The 22,912-nt window shown below is 31.8% G+C and carries 20 protein-coding genes and 1 tRNA gene; 14 read left to right on the forward strand and 7 right to left on the reverse strand.

Features of this window, described 5'->3' with window-relative positions; all coding sequences use genetic code 11:
- Positions 1 to 95 precede the first annotated feature (95 nt).
- The 4 genes from BT107_RS10060 to BT107_RS10075 all read right to left on the reverse strand — a co-directional run bounded on the left by BT107_RS10060 (position 96) and on the right by BT107_RS10075 (position 6,533).
- Entirely contained in the window at positions 96 to 1,541 is a 1,446-nt protein-coding gene (locus BT107_RS10060) for a TolC family protein (RefSeq protein WP_072303650.1), read from the reverse strand.
- Positions 1,534 to 4,785 carry an efflux RND transporter permease subunit gene (locus BT107_RS10065; protein WP_072303651.1) on the reverse strand — a complete coding sequence of 1,084 codons (3,252 nt, stop codon included), beginning with the start codon at positions 4,783 to 4,785 and terminating at the stop codon, positions 1,534 to 1,536. Before BT107_RS10065 ends, BT107_RS10060 begins: the two co-directional genes overlap by 8 nt.
- Before the next feature lie 23 nt (positions 4,786 to 4,808).
- Positions 4,809 to 5,891 carry an efflux RND transporter periplasmic adaptor subunit gene (locus BT107_RS10070; protein ID WP_072303652.1) on the reverse strand — a complete coding sequence of 361 codons (1,083 nt, stop codon included), beginning with the start codon at positions 5,889 to 5,891 and terminating at the stop codon, positions 4,809 to 4,811.
- Positions 5,892 to 6,041: 150 nt separating this feature from the next.
- Positions 6,042 to 6,533, reverse strand: a complete 492-nt coding sequence (locus BT107_RS10075) for a hypothetical protein (RefSeq protein ID WP_072303653.1) — start codon at positions 6,531 to 6,533, stop codon at positions 6,042 to 6,044.
- Between the two features lie 71 nt (positions 6,534 to 6,604).
- On the opposite strand from BT107_RS10075, the gene BT107_RS10080 reads away from it, so the two are divergent.
- A complete protein-coding gene (locus tag BT107_RS10080; protein WP_072303654.1) occupies positions 6,605 to 7,207 on the forward strand; it encodes an alpha-ketoglutarate-dependent dioxygenase AlkB family protein in 603 nt (200 codons plus the stop codon).
- A gap of 69 nt (positions 7,208 to 7,276) precedes the next feature.
- Here the strand turns inward: BT107_RS10080 and BT107_RS10085 are convergent, their stop codons facing one another.
- Together BT107_RS10085 and BT107_RS10090 are read right to left on the reverse strand one after the other, a co-directional pair.
- Entirely contained in the window at positions 7,277 to 8,482 is a 1,206-nt protein-coding gene (locus BT107_RS10085; RefSeq protein WP_072303655.1) for a thioredoxin family protein, read from the reverse strand.
- Between the two features lie 215 nt (positions 8,483 to 8,697).
- Positions 8,698 to 8,779, reverse strand: a tRNA-Leu gene (locus BT107_RS10090).
- A gap of 118 nt (positions 8,780 to 8,897) precedes the next feature.
- Between BT107_RS10090 and BT107_RS10095 the strand changes: the two genes are divergently transcribed.
- The 5 genes from BT107_RS10095 to BT107_RS10115 all read left to right on the forward strand — a co-directional run bounded on the left by BT107_RS10095 (position 8,898) and on the right by BT107_RS10115 (position 15,105).
- Positions 8,898 to 10,286 (forward strand): dipeptidase, encoded by a 1,389-nt coding sequence (locus tag BT107_RS10095; protein WP_072303656.1) that lies wholly within the window; start codon positions 8,898 to 8,900, stop codon positions 10,284 to 10,286.
- A gap of 214 nt (positions 10,287 to 10,500) precedes the next feature.
- Positions 10,501 to 10,950, forward strand: coding sequence for a hypothetical protein (locus BT107_RS10100; RefSeq protein ID WP_072303657.1), 450 nt, complete (start codon positions 10,501 to 10,503; stop codon positions 10,948 to 10,950).
- A gap of 213 nt (positions 10,951 to 11,163) precedes the next feature.
- Complete coding sequence (locus tag BT107_RS10105) at positions 11,164 to 11,529, forward strand: BlaI/MecI/CopY family transcriptional regulator (RefSeq protein ID WP_038505687.1); 366 nt, start codon at positions 11,164 to 11,166, stop codon at positions 11,527 to 11,529.
- A 2-nt stretch (positions 11,530 to 11,531) separates the two neighbouring features.
- Positions 11,532 to 13,886 (forward strand): M56 family metallopeptidase, encoded by a 2,355-nt coding sequence (locus BT107_RS10110; protein WP_072303658.1) that lies wholly within the window; start codon positions 11,532 to 11,534, stop codon positions 13,884 to 13,886.
- Between the two features lie 118 nt (positions 13,887 to 14,004).
- Entirely contained in the window at positions 14,005 to 15,105 is a 1,101-nt protein-coding gene (locus tag BT107_RS10115; protein ID WP_072303659.1) for a DUF4407 domain-containing protein, read from the forward strand.
- A 56-nt stretch (positions 15,106 to 15,161) separates the two neighbouring features.
- Here BT107_RS10115 and BT107_RS10120 read toward each other — a convergent pair whose 3' ends face one another.
- Complete coding sequence (locus tag BT107_RS10120; protein WP_072303802.1) at positions 15,162 to 16,814, reverse strand: solute:sodium symporter family transporter; 1,653 nt, start codon at positions 16,812 to 16,814, stop codon at positions 15,162 to 15,164.
- A 237-nt stretch (positions 16,815 to 17,051) separates the two neighbouring features.
- Here BT107_RS10120 and BT107_RS10125 point away from each other — a divergent pair, with 237 nt between their 5' ends.
- The 8 genes from BT107_RS10125 (at position 17,052) to BT107_RS10160 (ending at position 22,857) form a co-directional block, all read left to right on the forward strand.
- Positions 17,052 to 18,596 (forward strand): hypothetical protein, encoded by a 1,545-nt coding sequence (locus tag BT107_RS10125; protein WP_072303660.1) that lies wholly within the window; start codon positions 17,052 to 17,054, stop codon positions 18,594 to 18,596.
- 181 nt (positions 18,597 to 18,777) lie between these two features.
- Positions 18,778 to 19,269, forward strand: coding sequence for a hypothetical protein (locus BT107_RS10130; RefSeq protein WP_072303661.1), 492 nt, complete (start codon positions 18,778 to 18,780; stop codon positions 19,267 to 19,269).
- Between the two features lie 147 nt (positions 19,270 to 19,416).
- A complete protein-coding gene (locus tag BT107_RS10135; RefSeq protein ID WP_072303662.1) occupies positions 19,417 to 19,761 on the forward strand; it encodes a hypothetical protein in 345 nt (114 codons plus the stop codon).
- 11 nt (positions 19,762 to 19,772) lie between these two features.
- Positions 19,773 to 20,429, forward strand: a complete 657-nt coding sequence (locus BT107_RS10140; RefSeq protein WP_072303663.1) for an imm11 family protein — start codon at positions 19,773 to 19,775, stop codon at positions 20,427 to 20,429.
- A 59-nt stretch (positions 20,430 to 20,488) separates the two neighbouring features.
- A complete protein-coding gene (locus tag BT107_RS10145) occupies positions 20,489 to 20,755 on the forward strand; it encodes a hypothetical protein (RefSeq protein WP_072303664.1) in 267 nt (88 codons plus the stop codon).
- Positions 20,756 to 20,840: 85 nt separating this feature from the next.
- Positions 20,841 to 21,182: a hypothetical protein gene (locus tag BT107_RS10150; RefSeq protein ID WP_072303665.1), complete on the forward strand. Its 342-nt coding sequence runs from the start codon at positions 20,841 to 20,843 to the stop codon at positions 21,180 to 21,182.
- Positions 21,183 to 21,202: 20 nt separating this feature from the next.
- Complete coding sequence (locus BT107_RS10155; RefSeq protein WP_072303666.1) at positions 21,203 to 22,084, forward strand: hypothetical protein; 882 nt, start codon at positions 21,203 to 21,205, stop codon at positions 22,082 to 22,084.
- Positions 22,085 to 22,152: 68 nt separating this feature from the next.
- Positions 22,153 to 22,857, forward strand: a complete 705-nt coding sequence (locus BT107_RS10160; RefSeq protein ID WP_072303667.1) for a DsbA family oxidoreductase — start codon at positions 22,153 to 22,155, stop codon at positions 22,855 to 22,857.
- Positions 22,858 to 22,912 lie beyond the last annotated feature (55 nt).

The raw sequence follows: 22,912 nt of genomic DNA on the forward strand, positions 1-22,912 counted from the left end.
AAAAAAGCCCTTCATTTCTGAAGGGCTTTTTCGTTGAAAAAGTAGAGAACTAAAAAACTTTAACAACTAACTTAAAAACAAAACAATTAAAAAAACTAATTCCAACCACCACCTAAAGTATGGTATATGTTTATATGCGCTAGCATTTGTTCCTTTTTGGTTTCTATAAGCTCAATTTTAGCTTCTAAAGCATCACGTTGAGTTAGCAATACTTCCATATAATCTGCTCTAGCAGACTTAAACAAACGTGTAGAAATATCTATAGATTCTGTTAACACATTAACCTCTTCTTGCTTCATATTAAAACTCTTTTTAAGGTTTTCTATATTAGATAACTCATTCGCAGTTTGTATGTATCCATTTAAAATAGCCTTCTCGTACTCGTAAACCGCCTTAATTTGCTTGTTACTTGCATTTTTATAAGCTGCTTTAATTGCATTACGGTTAATTAAAGGAGCTACAACATCGCCTACTAAATTATATGCAAGGGACTCTGGAGTTCTTGTTAAGAATCGAGGTTTAAAACCTTCAAAACCTACGCCTGCTTTTATTCCAATAGACGGATAAAAATTAGCTCTGGCTACTTTTACATTTAACTTATGTGCAGCCAACTCGTACTCGGCCTGTCTAACATCTGGTCTGTTTTGTAACAACTGACTAGGAATACCAGCATAAACAGGATCGTTAACTATATCTACAATAGCTGTTGTTGTTCTTTTTATATGCTTTGGATAAGAACCCATTAAAAAACAAATCTTGTTTTCGATTTCTGTAATTTGTTGGTGAATTTTATACTTACTACTTTGGTTTTTTAACACCTCAGCCTGAAACCTCTTTACACCTAACTCTGTAGCTCTAGCAGCTTGTTTTTGCAACTTAACAATACTTAGCACATTTTGCTGAATGGCTATATTTTGCTCTATTATTTTAAGTTGATTGTCTAATGCTAAAAGCTCATAGTATGAAGATGCAATTTCTGAAACCAAATTAGTAACCATAAAATTTTTACCCTCTTCTGATGCCAAATACTCTAAAACAGCTGCTTTTTTAGAATTTCGAAGCTTTTTCCAAACATCTAATTCCCAAGAAGCTACTGCTCCAAATGAATAATTTGGCAATGGCTCTGGAAACTCTTCACCATCTCTAATTTCCGTGTTAGCATCGTTAGCACCTTGACTAGTGTAACGCCCAACTTTCTCTACTTCTGCACCTGCCTGCAAGTTTACAAATGGTAAATACTCACCTTTACGAGCCCTAATTTCGTTCTTTGCCACCTGTACCTCTTGTAACATAATGTTTAGCTCTTGGTTATGAACCAAAGCAGTATCTATAATCGACTTTAAATTGGGATCAGAAAAATACTGATCCCATTTCATTGCCGCAGAATTTATAGTGTCTGCTGTTGCATTCTTATAATTTTCTGGTACTATTGTGTTTTCTTTTTTTAATTCTCTTGTTGGTACACAAGAGTATACTACTAAAAATGAAACCAACACAAATAAATGCTCAAACCTTATTTTTAATAATTTGATGTTACTCATTTTTATTGTTTTTTCTTAATTTATTTAGGATTCTTCTAAGCTTGTTAATGCTTTCTGTATTGGCTTTTGTTTGACTTTCTCCTTCAGACATTTCAATAAGCTCTTCAGATAATGGCTCAGTATCCTCATCTTTTATAAGACTACGACCATCTGCCATTTTCGCAAAAACATAGTATAAACCAGGAATTACAAGTACACCAAACACGGTACCTATAAGCATACCTCCTAAAGCAGAACCACCAATTGTTCTATTACCAATAGCACCAGCTCCATTTGCAATTACCAACGGAATTAAACCTGCAACAAAAGCAAAAGATGTCATTAAAATAGGTCTAAATCTCATTTTAGAACTTATAATAGCTGCGTCTAAAATAGATAACCCTTCTCTGCGTTTTTGCACAGCAAACTCTACAATAAGCACAGCATTTTTACCCAGTAACCCCACCAGCATTATCATACCAATTTGTGCGTAAACATCATTAGAAAGCCCCATCACTTTTAATAAAAAGAAAGAACCGAAAATACCCACTGGTAACGATAATATTACCGCTAATGGAAGTAAGAAACTCTCGTACTGTGCTGCTAATACTAAGTATACAAACACCAAAACAATAGCAAAAATGTAGATAGACTCGTTACCTCTACTAGCCTCATCATAAGAAAGTCCTTCCCAAGCAACATCATACCCACGTGGCAGAGATTCTTTAGCCACTTCTTTTATAGCATTAATAGCATCACCACTGGTATAGCCAGGAGCAGGAAGCCCTCTAATTGCAGCCGAATTGTACAAATTATATCTTGTAATTTCGTTAGGACCAAGACCTTTTTCAATCTTCATAAAAGCAGAATACGGTACCATTTTACCTTCTTCACTTTTTACAAAAAGCTTTTCTAGGTCAGACGGTAAACTTCTATACTCTGGAGCTGCTTGTGTATAAACTTTAAAAAATCGACCAAAACGAATAAATCCTTGCTCGTAGGTACTACCTATTAAAATATTTAGGTTTTCCATAGCAGCCCCAATAGACACTCCTTTTTGCATTGCTGCTTTATTATCTATATTAAGCTTATACTGCGGATAATTTGCTGCATAAAAAGTAAACAAACCACTTAACTCTTTACGTTTGCCTAGCGCCTCCATAAAGTTGTTGTTTATTTTCTCGAACTCGTGATAATCTGTACCGTTAGTTTTATCTAACAAACGCATAGAAAAACCACCAGAAGAACCAAAACCAGGAACAGCAGGTGGCTCAAAATACTCTATAACCGCGCCTAAATTTTTTGTTTCCTCTTCTAATTTCTCCATTACATCGTGCACAGAATTTTCTCTTTCTGACCACGGTTTAAGGTTAATTAAACACGTACCAGAGTTAGAGCCACGACCCTCTGTCATAATCTCGTAACCCGCTAAAGAAGAAACAGATGCTACACCTTCTACCTCCTCACAAATAGCTTGGAGTTTTTTAGCAACCTCATTGGTACGTTCTAATGTTGCGCCAGGAGGTGTTTGTATAATAGCGTAAATCATCCCCTGATCTTCATTAGGAATAAAACCAGCAGGTAATACTTTATTGGTTACAAAAATACCCACACAAAAGGCAATTAAAATTCCAAAAGTAACAACCCTTCTGTTTACAATGTATTTTAAAACTCCTACGTATTTACCCGTTAGTTTCTCAAAACCATTATTAAACCAATCTATAAATTTATCTACAGGAGATTTCTTTTTAGGTTTACCATGATTGTTCTTTAACATCATGGCACATAAAACCGGAGTTAATGTAAGCGCTACAATTGCAGAAATTACAATTGCACCAGCCATTGTTATAGAGAACTGTCTATAGAATACACCAACCGGACCACTCATAAATGAAATTGGAATAAAAACCGATGTCATTACCAGTGTAATAGCTACAATAGCACCACCAAGCTCACCAAGTACTGCATAAGATGCTTTAAACGGCGTTAGGTTTTCTTCTTCCATTTTAACGTGTACACCTTCTACCACCACAATAGCATTATCTACCACAATACCAATGGCGAGCACCAGAGCAAACAGAGTAATTAAGTTTATAGACAACCCAAACAATTGCATTACAAAGAAGGTACCTATTAAAGAAACTGGTACAGCTATAATTGGAATTAATGTTGATCTCCAATCTCCTAAAAATAAGAACACCACAATAGCAACAAGAATAAACGCATCTCTAAGCGTATGCAATACTTGCTCTATGGAAGCATCTAAGAAGTTAGATACATCATAACTAATTTTATAATCTATACCCGGAGGTAAATCTGCTTTAAGTTCTTTAAGCTTCTCTTTTACAGATGCTATTACATCACTACCATTACTACCAAAGGTTTGCTTTAATACAATAGATGCTGATGGTTTACCATCTAGATTAGAATAAATATCAAAAAACTCACTACCCAACTCTACATCTGCAATGTCTTTTAGTTGAAGCATTTCGCCTTCCTCATTGGCTTTAATGATAATGTCTTTATACTGATCTGGCTCACTATACCTATCTTGGTATACCAATGTATATTCTAAAGCTTGAGATTTTTTACCAGAACTTCTACCAATTCTACCTGGCCTTGCCAAAATACTTTGGTCTTCCATTGCCTTTAAAACCTCTTCGGCAGAGACATTGTATGCTCGCATACGATCTGGTTTAAGCCAAACACGCATAGCGTACTTACGGCTACCCAAAATTTTAGCACTTGCAATACCATCTATACGCTGTATTTCGGGCACCATTTTGGTGTAAGCATAATTGTATAAAAACTTTTCGTCTGTGTGCTTTTCATTACTGTATAAGTTAACATACATAAGCATACTTGGCTGTACTGGCGTAATAATTACACCTTCGCGCTGTACCAATTCTGGTAGCAAAGGCATTACTTGATCTACACGTGTTTTAATCTTCACCACAGCCTCACTTGGGTCTGTACCTGGTTCAAAAATTACACGTAAAGTTCCTTCACCAGCACTTGTAGCATCAGAAGCTATATAACGCATTCCTTGAACACCGTTTATAGATGTTTCTAAAGGAATTAAGGTCGATTTTACCAACACATCAGCACTTGCACCAGGATAAGCAATAAAAATATTTACCGTGGTGGGTGCAATTTGCGGAAACTGTGATATAGGCAGCTGGTTTATTGCTAACAAACCTGTAAAAATGATAATTACAGAAATTACAATAGCCAGTACCGGTCTTTTTATAAATTTACTAAACATATTTTTGTAGTTCTATTTTGTAATTATTCTGCATACAGATCTAATTTATTTAACACAGCATTTGGCTCTAAAAACTCTGTTTGTATTTTTTCATTGTTTTTTACCATACGCAAGCCTTCTAATAGAATTTTATCTTTTGTAGAAAGGCCTTTGCTAACTATAAATAAGTGAGGTAAACTAGCTTCTATTTCTATTTCTCTTTGTTTAACAACACCATTAGCATCTATTACATACACAAAGTTTTTATCTAGAATTTCAAAAGTTGCTTTTTGCGGAATTAACAAAGCATCATCATAAGGAACAGACATAAGTACGCTACCAGTTTCTCCGTGTCTTAATATTTTATCTGGATTAGGGAATGTTGCTCTAAAGGCAATGTTACCCGTTTGGTTGTTAAATTCACCTTCTATAGTTTCTACAACTCCAGGCTGATTAAACATTTTATTGTTTGCCATAATCAAGTCTACTTGCTTAGCCCTGGCTTTTCCTGTATTGGTAATGTAGTCTAGGTATTCTGCCTCTGGCACATTAAAATACACCCACATTTTACTGTTGTCCGATAAAGTGGTAAGTTTTTCACCTTCATCTAAAAGACTACCTTCTCTAACTTCTAGATGATCTATAATACCGTCAAAAGGAGCTCTAATATCTGTAAACCCCAAATGTGTTTGCGTTAAAGAAACTTCTGCTTTTGCCTTATCTAATTCTGCTTTAGACATTGCCAATTCGTTTGCAGAAACCACATTACTATCTGCTAATAGTTTTGTGTTTTTGTATTCAATTTCTGCAATTTCTGCCTCTGCATTAGCTTTAGACAAATCTGCCTGATATACATTTGGCATTATATTAAATAATCGTTGGCCTTTTTTTACAAACTGACCCTCATCTATAGAAATATGCTTTAAATATCCTTTTTCTAAAGCCCTTAGTTCTATATGGCGAATAGAATGAATTTGACACACATAATCTTTTTTAATAACAGTGTCTTTTTGAATAGGATTGGTAACAAGAAATGTAGATTCCTCTTTCTTTTCTTCTTTTTTAGACTCACAACTGGCAAAACAAAGCACAAGTAGTAAACCTATGAGTGTAGAAGTTCTCCTCATAATACGATTGATTTTTTAAATAATTGATTGTTAAAAAGTGTGGCGCAAACGCATAGAAATACTAAACGATCGCAGCCGTTGTCCTTAGACAAATAAATAAAGGTGTGGTATAAAAGCAGTGATTTTAGGTAGTACTGCCTCTCTAGTTTTCTATATTAGTAGTACTTGGTACCTTATATAGATTTTTGCTGCATTATCTAAAACATTATGTTTTAGTTGCAGTCTGTTTTTAGGTTCAGCAAAGAAAGAACCAAAATTTTGAGCATAAAAAAAGGCAATTTTAGAATCGCCATTATCTTTATTTATTTTTGTTGATGCAACATTCTCTGCAAATTCTTCTTCATTTGCTTCTTCTATCTCTGTTGCAAAATGTTTATCTCTAACAGAGACAGACAACCCTAAATTATAATTAGTATTAGAGTCTAAATTATTTTCAGCAGTAACAGTATATGATGCATTTAAGTCTATACTGTTTGTAGTAACATTAGCATATAAATTACCAAGCGTTGTAATACACAACACTAAAGCTAAAATAAAACTGTTTTTATATGTTACTCTCATACGATCTACAAAATAATGCGACGCAAATTTACTAGGCAACATTTTACTGTTAATAAAAGTTAAAAAGTGCTTTTTTATCACAACTAACAAAGTTGTATATTACAATTATAACAAATGGTTTTTCTTTTATTATTTCTAATTTTCGTTAAAAAATGGACTTATTTAATACAAATACCTGCAAAAATATACTGCCTTACGATGGTGAGGTATATTATTACGGTGCAATAATGTCAATTAATAAAGCTCAAGAATATTATAATGCACTTTTAAATACTATAGAATGGCAACATGATAAAGCCATTATTTTTGGAAAAACGATAACAACAAAACGCAAAGTTGCTTGGTACGCTACCAAACCATTTACATACACCTACTCTAAAACAACAAAAACTGCATTACCCTGGACCAAAGAGCTTGTAGCATTAAAAAAACTTGTAGAAGAAAAAACAGGAGAAACCTTTAACTCTTGTCTACTTAATTTATACCATAGTGGAGAAGAAGGAATGGCCTGGCATAGTGATGGTGAAAAAGATTTAAAAGAAAACGGAGCAATAGGTTCTTTAAGCTTTGGTGCAGAACGTAAATTTTCTTTTAAACATAAAGAAAACAAACAACGGCTAGACATTAATTTAGACCGAGGAAGCCTGTTGGTTATGACCGGAACTACACAAAAAAACTGGCTACACAGATTACCACCTACTAAAAAAGTAAACACACCAAGAATAAACTTAACGTTTAGGACAATAGAGAATTAGCATAAAAAAAGCCTTTTAGTTTCCTAAAAGACTTTCTTATCATCTATTTTTAAACCTAATATTTAAGCTCTATAAATTATCTATTCCGTTTTTAATACTCGTTACAGAAGGATGATCGTTTAAGCCGCCAGCCTTTTCATTTGTTTCAAAAAATATATTAAAATGTTTTAACGCCTTTTCTTTATTACCTGCCTTTAAATACAATTTAGAAAGTAACAAATTACCCATTATTAGACCATCATTATCAGCAATCATTGTATGTCCCAATTGCAATGCCCTGTCTAAAGGCTCTTTAAAACCATTAAATTTAGGGTTTGCATACACTTCATTTCCTATGTCATGTAATTTATACATATAACTAGGTTCTCCTTTTAACGTTTCTGCCTCTTCTAATTTTAAATCGAACCATTTATCAAATTCTTTTTGAGACAAGTAAAAAGAAGACACTAAACGTTTCTCTAAATCACTCTGATATTTAGATACATTGTCTTTTTTACATAGTTCTATTTCCGCATTTAATTCTTCTATACTAGTACAAGTACTAGCTGTTTTATTTAAATGTCTAGCTATAGCTCCGTTTAAAACAGAAAAATATTGAGTAGAATCTACCTTAGCTAAAAGTTGGTCTTTATGCTGTAAAACATATTTATAATCTTTAGATCCGTATGCTACATTAGCATTAGCTACAACATTAAACATTTCTTTGTTTGCAAACTTTTCAATTGGTAAACTAGCCAACAATTCTTTAGACACCTCTGCACTTTTTTCTCTATTGTACGCTTCATCTAAACTCTTAATATAACTTAATACAAAGTCCACATCTCTTTCTCCTTTATTGTATTTTTCAGCTATATTACTACTTCTTTTATTTGGGTCAACCGCATTTTTAGCGCCTTCTAATAAATCTGCAGCAGCTTTACCGCCTACCATTGTATGCAAAACGTCTCCGTTAGTATCTAAAAATAATAATGTGGGATATGCTTGAACACCATATTTTTTAGCAATAGCTATACCTTCTCCTTTTTCACAATCTAATTTTAAGTTTACAAATTGCTCATTAAAATAGTCTCCTACTTCTTTCTGCGGAAAAGTTTCTTTAGACATCCATTTGCAAGGGCCACACCAAGTTGTATAACAGTCTATAAACACTAATTTATTTTCTTTTTTTGCTTTATCTAAAGTTTCTTGTAAAGTACCGTGCTCAAAATCAATCCCTTGAGAAAACACTGTAAATGTTATCAAATTAAATAAAACTAGTATTGTTGTTTTTTTCATATTGTTAGGTAGTTATTTATTTAACTCTGCAAGAGCTAAGTGAGTTAGTCATTAATTGTATACGTATACAACCATGAAGCTTTTTAACTAGCTACCCCTTGTTAAAAAATGTTAATATTGACTAGCTAACAACAAACAATCAAAATTTAAACTACCAAAAGCGAATATTTTAAAACCAAAAAAGCCTCTCAGTTTCCTGAAAGGCTTTTTGTTTGTACAGGCGGAGAGACTCGAACTCTCACACCTCGCGGCACTAGATCCTAAGTCTAGCGTGTCTACCAATTCCACCACGCCTGCATTAGACAACTAACAATTTTGTTAATTGGGTTGCAAATATAATGCAAAAAATCAATTTTGAAATACTTAATTATAAAAACTTCTTTTTTTGTACATTTATACACTCTAAAAACATACTATGCAAGACGTAAAAAGCTTTATAAATAGCAATAAAGACAGATTATTAAACGAACTTATAGAACTATTAAAAATTCCGTCTGTTAGTGCAGATCCTGCTTATGCGCATGATGTACTTACAACTGCAGATGCAGTAAAACAAGCTTTAGAAAAAGCTGGTTGCGACACAGTAGAAATTTGTGAAACTCAAGGTTTTCCTATTGTTTACGGAGAAAAACTAGTAGATCCATCATTACCTACCATTTTGGTTTATGGTCATTATGACGTACAACCAGCAGATCCTATTAATTTATGGGACTCGCCACCATACGAGCCTGTAATTAAAAAAACAGAGTTACACCCAGAAGGCGCAATTTTTGCTCGTGGTGCTTGTGACGATAAAGGACAAATGTACATGCACGTAAAAGCATTAGAATTTATGGTAAGTACCAACCAATTGCCTTGTAATGTAAAATTTATGATTGAGGGCGAAGAAGAAGTTGGTAGTGTAAACCTTTCTATTTTTGTAAAAGAAAACAGAGAAAAACTTAAAAACGATGTTATTTTAATTAGTGACACGGGTATGATCTCTAAAGACGTACCATCTATAACAACAGGTTTAAGAGGCTTAAGCTATGTAGAAGTAGAAGTTACAGGTCCTAACAGAGATTTACACTCTGGTTTATACGGTGGTGCAGTTGCCAACCCAATAAACATACTAACAAAGATGATTGCCTCTTTACATGATAAAGACAACCATATAACCATTCCTGGTTTTTACGATAATGTAGAAGAATTATCTACAGAAGAGCGTGCAGAAATGGCAAAAGCTCCATTTAACTTAGAAGGTTACCAAAAATCTATAGGTATAAACTCTGTTTACGGAGAAAAAGGATACTCAACAAACGAGCGTAACTCTATACGCCCAACCTTAGATGTAAACGGTATTTGGGGCGGTTATACCGGAGAGGGTGCAAAAACCGTAATTGCAAGTAAAGCATACGCAAAAATATCCATGCGTTTGGTACCAAACCAAGACTGGGAAAACATAACAGAATTGTTCTCTAAACACTTTACAAGTATAGCACCAGAAGGCGTAACAGTAAAAGTAAATCCACATCATGGTGGCCAAGGTTATGTAACGCCAATAGACAGCGTTGGATACAGAGCAGCATCTAAAGCATACGAGACAACTTTTGGAAAAACACCAATACCACAACGTAGTGGCGGTAGTATACCAATAGTTGCTTTGTTCGAGAAAGAATTACAAAGTAAAACCATACTAATGGGCTTTGGTTTAGATAGCGATGCCATACACTCGCCAAACGAACATTTTGGTGTTTGGAACTACCTAAAAGGCATAGAAACTATTCCTTATTTTTATAAGAATTTTACAGAAATGAATTCTTAATACCCATAAAAACAATACTTAAAAAGTCCGTTTCTATTACAGAGACGGACTTTTTTTATACAAAAAACACTTAAGGCGTTCCTACGGGCAGGCTATGCGTTACAAGTCCTCGCTACGCTGTGGGCTTTTCACTACTATCCTTAACGCAAAAATCTAACGTAATTACTTTTAAATAAAATAGTACATTTACAAAACCAACCTTTAAAATTAAATTATGAGATTAAAAGTATTATCCCTTTTAACTATTTCTTTATTCGGAATAAGTAATCTTATCGGTAGAGGAATTCCAATACCTTACGGAGAAGAGCAAAAAATAGTTAAAATAGTAGACCTACCAGACACAGAAGATTTTCAGTTAGACGACGGTACTTATTTTGATATAGGTAAAATGTATACCATAAGTCATATTGTTTGGTTGCCTTACAGCAATACAGAGCCTATAATAACAGGTTATGTAGATGATGATACTTATGTAGAGTTATCACCAGAAAACTTAAAAGAAATAGCAGAAATGGCAAAGGTTGAAATTCCAGAAACCGCATCTGCATCGTTTTTTGACCGTTTAGGCGGAAAAATAATTTTAGGATTAATAGGCTTAGTTGTTCTTTACGGAATATATTCTAGCTACTTTGGTAAAGACGAAGACGAAAAAGAAACAGCATAAAATAACTGTTCACCATATTAAAAAGTCCGTTTCTGTATTAGAAACGGACTTTTTTTTATTCCTTAAAAAAAAACAGAAACCCTACCAACACACCATAACACACACGTTTTAAGACCCTAAACACAATCATTAAACAAAATAATTTAACTCTACACTTGTAGAATTCATTTTTTTATTCTACGTTTGTAGAGAACATTCTAACAACGTAGAGCTATGCAGTTATCAAAATCAGAAGAAGAATTAATGAACCACCTCTGGAAATTAGAGAAGGCATTTTTAAAAGATTTGCTAGACCAATATTCAGATCCTAAACCTGCAACCACTACTGTGGCTACAATGTTAAAACGTATGGCAGACAAGAATTTTGTAGCCTACAATCTATACGGTAAATCCAGAGAATATTATCCGCTCGTAAAAAAGAAAGCCTATTTCTCTAAACACGTAAACGGCTTAATAAAGAACTTTTTTAACGATAGCGCATCACAATTTGCATCGTTCTTTACTAAAGAAACCAACCTAACTAAAGAAGAGTTGGCACATTTAAGAGAATTAATAGACCAAGAACTTAAAAACAAATAGTTATGCTTATATACCTATTAAAATCCACAGCTTGTTTAGCCATATTATTCCTTTTTTACAAAGTATTTTTAGAAGGGCAAAATATGCACAAGTTTAAACGTTTTTATCTACTAGCTGCTTTAGCTTTAAGTTTTGGTATACCGCTAATAACGTTTACAACATACATACAAGTGCCAACAATAATTTATGAAACACCATTGGATTATGGCAACATAAATAGTATAGAAATTATTGCAGAACCCACTAATTACTGGCCATACATAATTTGGAGTATTTATGGTTTAGGCATTTTTATTTTTAGTATAAAATTCATTAAAAACAGTACTAACCTATTTTTAAAAATAAAGCAAAATCCTAAGCAAAGGTTACAAAACCATACCAATGTATTGTTGTCTGAAAAAACAACGCCACATACTTTTTTAAGTTATATATTTTTAAATAAAGAAGCCTATCAACATAAAAAAATACCAAAAGAAGTGTTGCTGCATGAAATTACACATGCAAAACAAAAACACTCTTTAGACGTATTACTTATAGAGGTTTTACAAGTTATATTCTGGTTTAATCCGCTTATCTATTTTATAAAGCACGCTATTAAATTAAATCACGAATTTTTAGCAGACCAAGCTGTGTTAAACCAAGGTGCAGACACTATTAATTACAGAAAAATTTTACTTGCATTTTCATCAAATGCAACAGAGCCACATATGGCAAATTCAATTAATTATTCATCAATCAAAAAACGATTTACAGTTATGAAAAAAAGAACCTCAAAACGGTCGGTTGTATTAAGAAGCTTACTGCTTATACCTTTGGCAGCATTGCTTTTTTACAGTTTTAGCAACCAAAAAACAGAAGAAGTATTAGTAGACACTCAAGCCTCACACACAAATAAAAATGTAGGGAAAGGTGCTTCAGAAAAAATGATGCAAGAGTATATTAATTACATTCAGAATTACCAAAACGCTAAGAAAAAGGTAATTAATATGCCAGATTATAATAGAGTAGTTGCCATTTATGATCTAATGACAGAACAACAACGTGCAACCGTTACAGACCATAAAACTATTCTTAAATTCCCTAGTATAGATTTAAAAAATACCACAAAAAAAACACCAACGCAATCGGAGTTTAATTCTTGGAAAAACAAAGAAAACTTTGCTATTTGGATAGACAATAAACACGTTCCTAATTCCGTATTAAATAAGTATTCGGCATCAGATATTGTTCATTTTAACAATAGCTTTGTGTACAAAAATGCACGTAGCGCAAAATTTCCTCAAGAGCACCAAGTAAATTTATTTACCAAACAAGGGTTTGCCAATATATACATTAAAGCTGATGTAAATAAGTATAATAGCATACTCCAAAATTATAATAGCGAGTTAAATGTATTTAAAAATAACAACGCAATCTCTAACGATGATTTAGACATAAAAAATGTTCAATTAAAAAAACTTTATGCTGAGTTTAGCAAAGAAGAAATAGAAAAATACAACATTGTTTTCCCAGAAAGTATCCCTGTTAAAAATTCTGAACAGGTAGGTTTAGTTATAAAAGAAGAAAAACAAGACCCTTTAGAAACCTATAAAAAAGAGTACAACACATATGTAACCTTAACTAAACAAGAACCACATTATATACATAGATCAGAAGCTGAGAAAAAGAAAATTGATGATCTTTTTACGCTTTTAGGTAGCCTATACTTTAGCTTAAGCAAAGAAGATAGAGCTAAGGTGAAAACGGCTAATCCACCTATTTTACCATACGTAATACTAATTAGAAATGGCAAAACAGAATACAAAAAAAGAAGCGAGTTAACGGCAGAAGATAAAAAATTATTGCCACCACCACCACCACCGCCTGCTGCAAATGCTAGTTTAAAACATAACTCTAAAGAGATAAAAAAAGCTTGGACAGATTGGACTAAGGATGCTACTGAATATGCTGCTGCTGTAAAAGCATACTCTAAAGGAGAAAAAATAACCAAGGAAGAGTTAACAAAATTGTATGACAAAACAATGAAGACTCTGGATATATACAATGCCGTAGCAAAAAAAGAAAAAATAGAGTCTAATATAGTCCCACCACCGCCACCGCCATTACCAGCATCAAATAACAAACAAGATTCTAAAGAACTTGCAAAAGCCAGAGCTACTTTTAAAAAAGATGCTAATGCATATGGTACTGCCGTTAGTGAATACAGAAAACAAGGAAAAGGAACCAAGGAAGAGTTAAATAAGTTGTATAAGAAAACAATGAAAAGCTATGAGAAATGTAGTGCGCTAATTAAAAAAGAAAAAGGAGCAGCTCCATTACCACCACCGCCACCTCCTGCTCCACCAATAAAGGACTAATTATTCATAATAATGTCTTAAAAAGTAATAAAAAGCCTCATTTAGAGGCTTTTTTTGTAACAAATCATTACAAAATGCGTTCTTATAGGTACATCAATCATCAAAAAAAAGAACACTTATGATTAAACGTTTTTTTATACTCTGCTCCGGAGCAGATACTGCTATACTAGAAACTTGCTCTAACGGTGAGCAAAACAAATATGCTGGTATTGGCGCAACTGTATTTTTTACTGCTCTTATGGCTTTTATTGCTAGTTCTTATGCACTTTATACTGTTTTTGATAATGTTTACTACGCCTCATTCTTTGGCCTTATCTGGGGCTTATTAATTTTTAATTTAGACCGCTTTATTGTTTCAACCATAAAAAAAAGAGACAATTTTAAAAGTGAATTGTTACAGGCCACACCACGTATTATTTTAGCTGTTATTATTGCCATTGTCATCTCTAAACCTTTAGAGATGAAGATTTTTCAAAAAGAAATCAATCAGGTTTTATTAGAGCAAAAGAATGACTTAACGCTTGCAAACAAGGATCAGTTAGCGTTGCAGTACAATCCTAAAAAGGAAAGCATTCATCAATCTATAGAAAAATTAAAACAAGAAATTACAGCTAAAGAAGCAGAAACCAACGCACTTTACAACACTTACATTGCCGAGGCAGAAGGAAGAGAAGGTACTAAATTACTAGGTAAAGGACCTGTTTATGAAGAAAAAAGGCAAAAACACGATGCTGCTTTGCAGGAGTTACAAACATTAAAAGAAAATAATAGTATAAAAATTACAGCATTAGAAAATGAGATTGCTACACTAGATACAGAATATGCCACAACGGTAAAAGAGTCGCAACCAATTATTGATGGTTTTGATGGTTTAATGGCGCGTATAACGGCTTTAAACAAGTTACCTTGGTTACCATCATTCTTTATCTTTTTACTGTTTTTAGCCATAGAAACGTCTCCTATAATAGCAAAATTACTTGCGCCAAAAGGAATGTACGATTATAAGCTTGAGGAGGAAGAAAGTGTTCTAAAAACTTGGGTTACACAAAAAGTAGAGCAACGCAATATGTTAATGCAAACAGATGCTGCTATTAACAAAAAAGTATATGATGATATTGAACAAGAAAACGAAATTTACAATTATAAAAAACAACAAGCAGAGAAGTTGCTAAAACAACAAACTGATGCTTTCCATAACATACAAGCAAAGAATTTATAATAAAAAAGAGGCTCGTTTTTATTAAACGAGCCTCTTTTGCTATTGTATGCTTTTACTTAATTTGCAAAATACACATAGATTGCTACTACAATTAAACAAACCATAATACCTATCTGGTTTACATATTTGTAAGGTTTAATTTCTACCTGCTCTGTGTATTTTTGTACAAATGCTGTTTCTCTTGGTTTAATTTTACCAATAGCCAACATTATTAAAGCGTTTACTACACACAAAATAGCCATTACATGTAAAAAGTGAGGATAAGCATCTGCTTCTATAATTGCTAATGCATCTACATCTGTAACACCAGCAGCTTTTGCTTTTTCAAAAGCAGAATCAACAAAATAAGGTTTCATTAAAAACTGACTAATAATATATAATAAAGAACCGGATATAATACCCACTTTAGCAGCTATTGCCGGAACTCTTTTAGTTAAGAAACCTATAATAATTACAGAGAAAATTGGAATACTATAAATACCATTTACTTCTTGTAAATAACCAAATAGACTCCCTGCGTTTGCTATAAAAGGTGCTATAAACATTGCTGCTAGAGCTAATATAATTCCAAATATTTTTCCGTTTTTAACCACTTTGGTTTCACTAGCCTCTGGGTTTATATGTTGCTTGTAAATATCCAAACCAAATAATGTAACAGAACTGTTTAAAACACTATTAAAAGAACTTAAAATTGCACCAAATAATACTGCTGCAAAAAAACCAACTAAGTAATCTGGTAAAACTTTACCGACCAATAATGGATAAGCGCTAGAAGAATCTATTTTACCTTCAAAAATATGAAAAGCTATAATACCTGGTAATACTAAAATTAACGGGCCTAATATTTTTATAAAAGAAGCCAGTAGTAACCCTTTTTGTCCTTCTGCTAAGTTTTTAGCTCCTAAGGCTCTTTGTATAATTTGTTGGTTTGTTCCCCAATAGAAAAGGTTTACCAACATCATCCCTGTAAAAATTGTAGAAAAAGGAACCGAGTCTGTTTTGGCTCCCATAGAATTAAATTTTTCAGGATTTTGTGTTGTTAAAATAGACAAACCATCCATAATACTACCATCTCCAATATACATTAATCCAAAAACAGGAATTAAAATACCACCTATTAACAAACCTATTGCATTTATAGAATCTGATACCACAACAGCTTTTAAACCGCCAAAGACAGCGTAAATACCTCCAATAATACCAATACCCCAAACACACAACCATATAGATGCTGTATGGCTAATACCTAAGTTTTCTGGCACATTAAACATTCCGCTTATTGCCACAGAACCAGAATATAAAATTACAGGTAATAACACAACTACATAGCCTGTTAAAAATAAACCAGATGTTATTGTTTTTGTTGTAACATCAAAACGTTCTGCTAAAAACTGAGGTACAGTTGTTAATCCACCTTTTAAATATCTTGGCAATAAAAAAATAGCAGTAATAACTATTGCTATTGCTGCTAACGTTTCCCAAGCCATAACAGACAAACCATCTGTATAAGCATCAGAGTTTAAACCTATTAATTGCTCTGTAGAAAGGTTTGTTAGTAAAAGAGATCCTGCAATAACACCTGCAGTTAAACTTCTTCCTCCTAAAAAATATCCATCAGAAGAGTTTTCATTAGTTTTTCTTGTAGCCAGGTAAGAAATTACGGCCACCAAAACTGTAAAGCCCACAAAGGACAGTAATGTTAATAACATAGTGCTAAATAAGTTTGGTTTAAGCTTATAAATATATTGGATTAATTTCTGTATAAAAAATAACACAGACATCATTTATATATCTTTTGTTATAAATTCAACCGAAAACGATGTAGTTCAACTTATACTTTAAAATATATCAACAACAATTGCTATTTTACAAATAATATATTTACTTAATAAATAACAATTACCAATACAAAGCGTTACTACTAGGTAAATCTTAAGGAACACATGATGAAAAAAATTACAATGTTACTCTTGTTGTTTATGGTCATAACAGCCACTGCACAGAAAATGCAAGTAACATACAAGTTTAGCGAAAAACATAACGACAGGTATAAATATTCTAATTTACTTACCATAGATAGTGATGGAGATAACGGTTCTATACTTGTACGCTCTTACTATACTGGTTTAATTTTAAAACCAAAAGGGTATTACATAGAACATTACAACAAGAATTTAGATTTGGTAAGCGAGTTTAATTACAAGCTTAAAGATAAAGATTTTGTAAACGGTTTTATTAGTAACGGACAGTTGTATCTTATTTTTTTAGAGTACAATTCTAGTAAAGAAACCTATGACTATATAGCACACCAAAGCCCTTTAGATAATTTTGCTTTTACACAAAAAACAATTTTATCTGTACCATCTAAACAAGTAGACAACCCATTAGATAAGAATTACTATAATCGTAATTTTGCTTCTGGCTTTACAACCTCTGTGTTATTTAACAAATCTAAAGATGCCTTTGTAATTAGTGCTCACTTTAAAAAAGCAAAAGACAATCAGCATTTTATTTATGTTTTTGATAATAATCTAGACTTGCTTATTACACACGATTTCTCTTCTGAAGTTGAAGAAAAAAATTATGCATTTGAAAGTGTAGAAATTACTAAAAACAAAAAAGAAGTTTTTCTTGTTGCCAAGGCTTACTTTAAAAAAAGACGTTTTTCTGCCTTAGAGCGTAGATATCAGTACGAGTTGCTTAAGGTTTCTGAAGAAGAAAGAGTTATGAAAACTTTTGATGAGCCAGGTAAATTTTTAGAAGCATTAAAACCAATACTTACAGATGAAAAATTTATTTGTGTTGGTTTTTATGCAAATAGAAAAGATAATAGATACAACGGACTTAGTTACTTTAAATTAGACGAAGGATCTTTAGACATTAAGGACAAAAAATTTATTCCTTTTTCTGCGCAGTTTATGGCAGATAAATTTGGCAAAGAAGAAGATAGTAAAGAAGTTAAAAACTTAGTTTTTAAAAACGCAGAAATTGCTGATGATGGCTCTATCGTTTTTAATGCCGAAGAATATTTTGTAACATCGGGTTACCAAAGTAATCCTGGAGGCGGATCTAGAGTTAAAATTAGCAGATACCATTACAATGATATGGTTGGCGCTAAATTAAGTGATGACGGTGACCTTATTTGGGTACGTAATATTAATAAGTCTGAGGTTACACAAGGTGATGCTGCTTATGCGTCTTACAGTACATTTACAAAAGGAGACAGTTCTTACTTTTTTATTAGTACCGCTGCAGAAAATCCGCAATTAATAAATAACGAACGTATTGTTTTTAGACAAGGTTTAAGCAGAAATAGAAACATATTTTTAATTAAGTTAGATGCTAAAGGCTTTATGACGTACGAGAAAATTATAGATAGTAAAACTGCCAGATTACCATTAATGATATCTAAACCATTAATAACAGAAAATAACATTTTGTTTTACGCAAAACGAGGTACAAAAAAGCAGTTAGTAGAAGTAGCTTTTTAAAAACACACTCCTTATAAATTATAATCCTCTTGCTAAAAAGTAAGAGGATTTTTTTTGTTTTATACATGCAATTAAAACCAAAACCTCACTTTTTTAAAGGTTTTTATAGTGTATTTTCTTGCTATTAATTACTATTTTTAAATTTTTAGTGTTCGTTATAGCATTTAACCATTCGTACCATATGAAGAGTCAACAATTAGAAAATTTACTTGGTGAAAATATTTTAAAATTGAGTCAGATTATTGGTGAGGAGTTTGAAAACAAACTATTTGACAGTAGTTTTTATTACATAAAAAATGAATCAATAAAAAAGAATTTATACGGAATGCAATATAATTCAGTAACTGTTTTAACTAATGAAAAAGATAACATTAAGTCAATAAGTATTCATTTTGATAAAACCATAAATAAATATTTTTATGAATCTTTTATTGAAGATTATAAGAAGCCAAATAATATTCTTGTAATTGAAGCTTCAGAAACTAAAAGTGAAGGATTTTTAGTAGGTAAGTCATTTAATCAAAAGCTAAGGACAAACAATATACAATTAAGGGAAGGAAAATTTGATGAAAACCCATTATTTATAGTTTGGACAAAAGAAGATTATGAAGTAAAGTTCTTTTTCAGATACAATAATAATTCAAGCGAAGTAACATATAGATTGCTACATTAACCAGCTAACTTATTTTTTTATTTTAATATGAATATGGTAATGAAAGGCTGAAAAAGTTTTAATGGGAATGGAATACCTATACTTATTAAGTAAATTTATCAATATAACTTAATCACAGTCGTTGACAACAAATTGAAGCCATAAAATATGAATTTTACTAGCCCCCAAGAAGCTCTAATAGTAATAGAAGAAAGTCATAAAAAAAGTAAAGAAGCAATGAAAGTTGGTGACTTTAGAACCAATAATAAAATAATATCACAAGAAATGATGCCAGCATTTTTATACTTAGAAAAAAATAATCTAACAAAACTACTCATTCCCTTTTTAAAAAATAAAGATGTTGATTTGAGCCTAATAGTCTCGAGAAAACTGCTACCGTATTATGAAGAAATAGCAATCAATAATTTAAATGATATTATTCAAAAAAAGATACCACATAAATGGGATGTAGCTGAAACTATTATTAAAGAGTGGAAAGGTTCGCCACTTTAATAAATTTCTATATGAAATATTTTTCAATAAGTCCAACAAATGATTTAGAAGTAATTGGCCATTATCCACAGACAAATTTTAGTGATAATTACAACCCTGCATTGCCCGAATCTCATTGGCAAATAAAATTCAATGAGTTCCCTGATTTCAAACCTAACTATAAATTAGATATACACCCAAAAGCAATTCCTACGAATTTAATAAGTGGTACTGGTGGGTACCATGGTTTATTAATCGATTTTGAATTAAAGCAATTATTAGAACAACATAATTTACCTCAATGTCATTTTTACCCTATTGATGTCCAACACAATAACAAACTACTTAATTATTATTGGTTACATTATGTTATGGATGATGTTTGGGAAAATATCGAATTAGAAAGTTCTGAAATTCGAATTCAGCACTTAAGTAATTTAAATAATTATGTAGTTCTACCAATGATAAATAAAGATTATATGACTCATTTGCATAATTACTTTCTCAAGAATCATGAATTTCATATCATCCCTGAAAAAATAATATTAAAGAATAAAATTAAAGAATTAGACATTATTGATTTAAGTTTTCTGCATAGTAAACCTCTAATAAGCTACAGACTAAAAAAAGCTATAGAAGAACAAGGTATGAACGGTTTTGGTCTAAAGTTATTTAAACCAATAAGATAACAGTATAGTATAAATTAAATGACACTGGTATTTACAAAAGTGAATTTGGCCATCATCCATTGGCAAAAATAGCATTTAAATCAGATAAGTTTTATAAATACAAAAATGCATTTAGTGTATCTAAGAATACTTTACAAAGGGTTTGGATAAATGCTAACCCTAATAAATTACCGATAGATGTTCACAGTAAAATTACTGGGCGACAAACTAGTTTGTACAAGAATTTTGCAAAATCAAGAGATCGATTATATTTGGATAAAATGGCGGAAATTGAAATTAAAGCAATGACAGAAGTAGGAATACCCAAAGCCATTGCACAAGGCTGAGTTATAAAAGCATTACAAGACTTAAAAGTCCAAGGTGTAAAAATAATCACTAATGTCCCTTGGGGTGGTAAAAATTAAATACAAAATGAAAACAAATCAGAAAATTTTAGAAGAATTTGGAAGAATTCTAATTACAAGTGTTTTTGATCTTAATTATAGGGTTCTAAAAAACAATCTTGATAAAAATTTGAAATCGGGGCAGTTAGACAAAAAAATTAATTCTCAATCTAAAGAAGCTTATGAAAATGCATTATTTTCATTTTTGAATTTTTTTGAAGAAAACGAGCAATTTAAAATTGTTTATGAAGAAGAAGGCAAACAGGTTAACCTTTTAGAGATTAGTGAAATGCTTAAAGCAGAAATTCACGGTAAAGATGGTTGGATAGAGCAATTTAGTGAAGAATTAAAAAAAGAAAATGACAATTAACAGTAAACTTATTTAGCAATATGAAAAAATTATATTACATATATGCTAATTGGAGAAAAAATGACGTTGATTTCATCAACAGTTTAGATATTAGTAAAAAAATAGATATTGGACCTTGTTCTTTTTCTTTAAAAGAAGGGGGAGATTTAGATAAAATCGTAAATCATTACTCAAAAAAAGATGGTCTATTTTCAAAAACTAAACCAAAAGATTTTGAAATAAAACAAGCAAGCTGTCTTTTTACTAAAGAAGAATTAAATAATTCTAAATATTACGCTATAGAACTATTGGGTAGTGAAACGTCCCCCAATAGATGGCCGCAACCAAACAAAAAACAAGAGTACCAAGAGCAAATATTTATTTTTGATAAATATAAAAATGGCCAAATTATAAGTATGGCTAATAAAAAACAAATTGCTCCTTTTAAAATTATGCCACCAAAATGGAAAAAAGCAGAAGTCTGTTTTAATTTAGGATTAGAATATGAATATATACTTTTTAAAAAAGAATTTTATATGGAAGTTCTTGCTCCACTAGGCTTAGAAGCTATGGAAGTTATAGACTATAAAACTAATAAAACATTAGATGATAGTGTTCAACTAATTATACCTAACGCTAAAAGTAAATTATTACTTAAAAATTCAGCTTATGATATTTATCCAAAAGAACAAACAGGAGGATTTAAGCAATATACAATGCAAACTTTAGATTTTTTCCCTGAATTTGAAACAGATTTTAATTTTCACACTTGTTATAGCCTAGAAGATTTTCTTGGAGGACATAAAAAAATTATAATATCACAAGAGTTTTCTAAACTATTAATTAATCATAATATAATTAGCAAAAATAAAGAGGGATTAACACCTGTAAAAACAGTAAATATAAATTTCACTAGCGTCTAATTCCTTCCTGAAAGTTTTCTGCCGTATTTTCGTCTAACAATACAATAATATTAAAAGATAAAATAGTTATGCAAATACATATATGGTCAGATATTAGATGCCCGTTTTGTTACATTGGTAAACGTAACTTTACAGCTGCATTAGATAAATTTCCGCACAAAGATAAAATTACTGTAGAGTGGAAAAGTTTTGAGTTAGATCCTAACTTAAAAACGCAAACAGATATTAATGCTATAGACCACTTTATGCAAAGTAAAGGTGTAGACGAGGTTAATGCTAAAGGTATGTTTAACAGAGTTACAGAAATGGCTAGTGGTGTTGGTCTTAACTTTAAAATTGAAGACATTGTTACCGCAAATTCTTTAAACGCACACCGTTTATTGCAATATGCAAAAACAGTAGGTTTTGCAGATACTACTAAAGAAGCATTGTTAAAAGCACATTTAGAAGATGGTAAAAATATAGATGATATAGCGTTTTTGGTAAATACAGCTATCTCTGTTGGTATGGAAAAAGCTGCTGTTGAAGAAATATACAAAACAGATGCTTTTACATACGAGGTAAGACAAGACGAAATGGAAGCTCGCAACATAGGCGTTAGCGGTGTACCTTTCTTTGTTTTAGATAACAAGTACGGAGTTTCTGGAGCACAACCAGTAGAGGCCTTTACTGAGGCTTTAGAACAAGCTTGGGAAAAACATCAAAAAGAGTCGTTAACTATTTTACCAACAACAGGCGGAGAATCTTGTGATGTAGACGGTAATTGTGATTAATTTGCAATTATAAATAAATAAAAAGGCGCTATTAGCAAATGTTAATAGCGCCTTT

The sequence above is a fragment of the Cellulophaga fucicola genome (assembly GCF_900119145.1).
Classification (GTDB): Bacteria; Bacteroidota; Bacteroidia; order Flavobacteriales; family Flavobacteriaceae; genus Cellulophaga; species Cellulophaga fucicola.

Bases quoted from the DNA above. Each gene is read 5' to 3' on its own strand.
- BT107_RS10125 (WP_072303660.1), top strand. From the start codon at position 17,052: ATGAAAAAAATTACAATGTTACTCTTGTTGTTTATGGTCATAACAGCC.
- BT107_RS10130 (WP_072303661.1), top strand. From the start codon at position 18,778: ATGAAGAGTCAACAATTAGAAAATTTACTTGGTGAAAATATTTTAAAA.
- BT107_RS10115 (WP_072303659.1), top strand. From the start codon at position 14,005: ATGATTAAACGTTTTTTTATACTCTGCTCCGGAGCAGATACTGCTATA.
- BT107_RS10080 (WP_072303654.1), top strand. From the start codon at position 6,605: ATGGACTTATTTAATACAAATACCTGCAAAAATATACTGCCTTACGAT.
- BT107_RS10065 (WP_072303651.1), bottom strand. From the start codon at position 4,785: ATGTTTAGTAAATTTATAAAAAGACCGGTACTGGCTATTGTAATTTCT.
- BT107_RS10100 (WP_072303657.1), top strand. From the start codon at position 10,501: ATGAGATTAAAAGTATTATCCCTTTTAACTATTTCTTTATTCGGAATA.
- BT107_RS10070 (WP_072303652.1), bottom strand. From the start codon at position 5,891: ATGAGGAGAACTTCTACACTCATAGGTTTACTACTTGTGCTTTGTTTT.
- BT107_RS10105 (WP_038505687.1), top strand. From the start codon at position 11,164: ATGCAGTTATCAAAATCAGAAGAAGAATTAATGAACCACCTCTGGAAA.
- BT107_RS10160 (WP_072303667.1), top strand. From the start codon at position 22,153: ATGCAAATACATATATGGTCAGATATTAGATGCCCGTTTTGTTACATT.
- BT107_RS10110 (WP_072303658.1), top strand. From the start codon at position 11,532: ATGCTTATATACCTATTAAAATCCACAGCTTGTTTAGCCATATTATTC.
- BT107_RS10060 (WP_072303650.1), bottom strand. From the start codon at position 1,541: ATGAGTAACATCAAATTATTAAAAATAAGGTTTGAGCATTTATTTGTG.
- BT107_RS10095 (WP_072303656.1), top strand. From the start codon at position 8,898: ATGCAAGACGTAAAAAGCTTTATAAATAGCAATAAAGACAGATTATTA.
- BT107_RS10140 (WP_072303663.1), top strand. From the start codon at position 19,773: ATGAAATATTTTTCAATAAGTCCAACAAATGATTTAGAAGTAATTGGC.
- BT107_RS10155 (WP_072303666.1), top strand. From the start codon at position 21,203: ATGAAAAAATTATATTACATATATGCTAATTGGAGAAAAAATGACGTT.
- BT107_RS10085 (WP_072303655.1), bottom strand. From the start codon at position 8,482: ATGAAAAAAACAACAATACTAGTTTTATTTAATTTGATAACATTTACA.
- BT107_RS10150 (WP_072303665.1), top strand. From the start codon at position 20,841: ATGAAAACAAATCAGAAAATTTTAGAAGAATTTGGAAGAATTCTAATT.
- BT107_RS10120 (WP_072303802.1), bottom strand. From the start codon at position 16,814: ATGTTATTAACATTACTGTCCTTTGTGGGCTTTACAGTTTTGGTGGCC.
- BT107_RS10135 (WP_072303662.1), top strand. From the start codon at position 19,417: ATGAATTTTACTAGCCCCCAAGAAGCTCTAATAGTAATAGAAGAAAGT.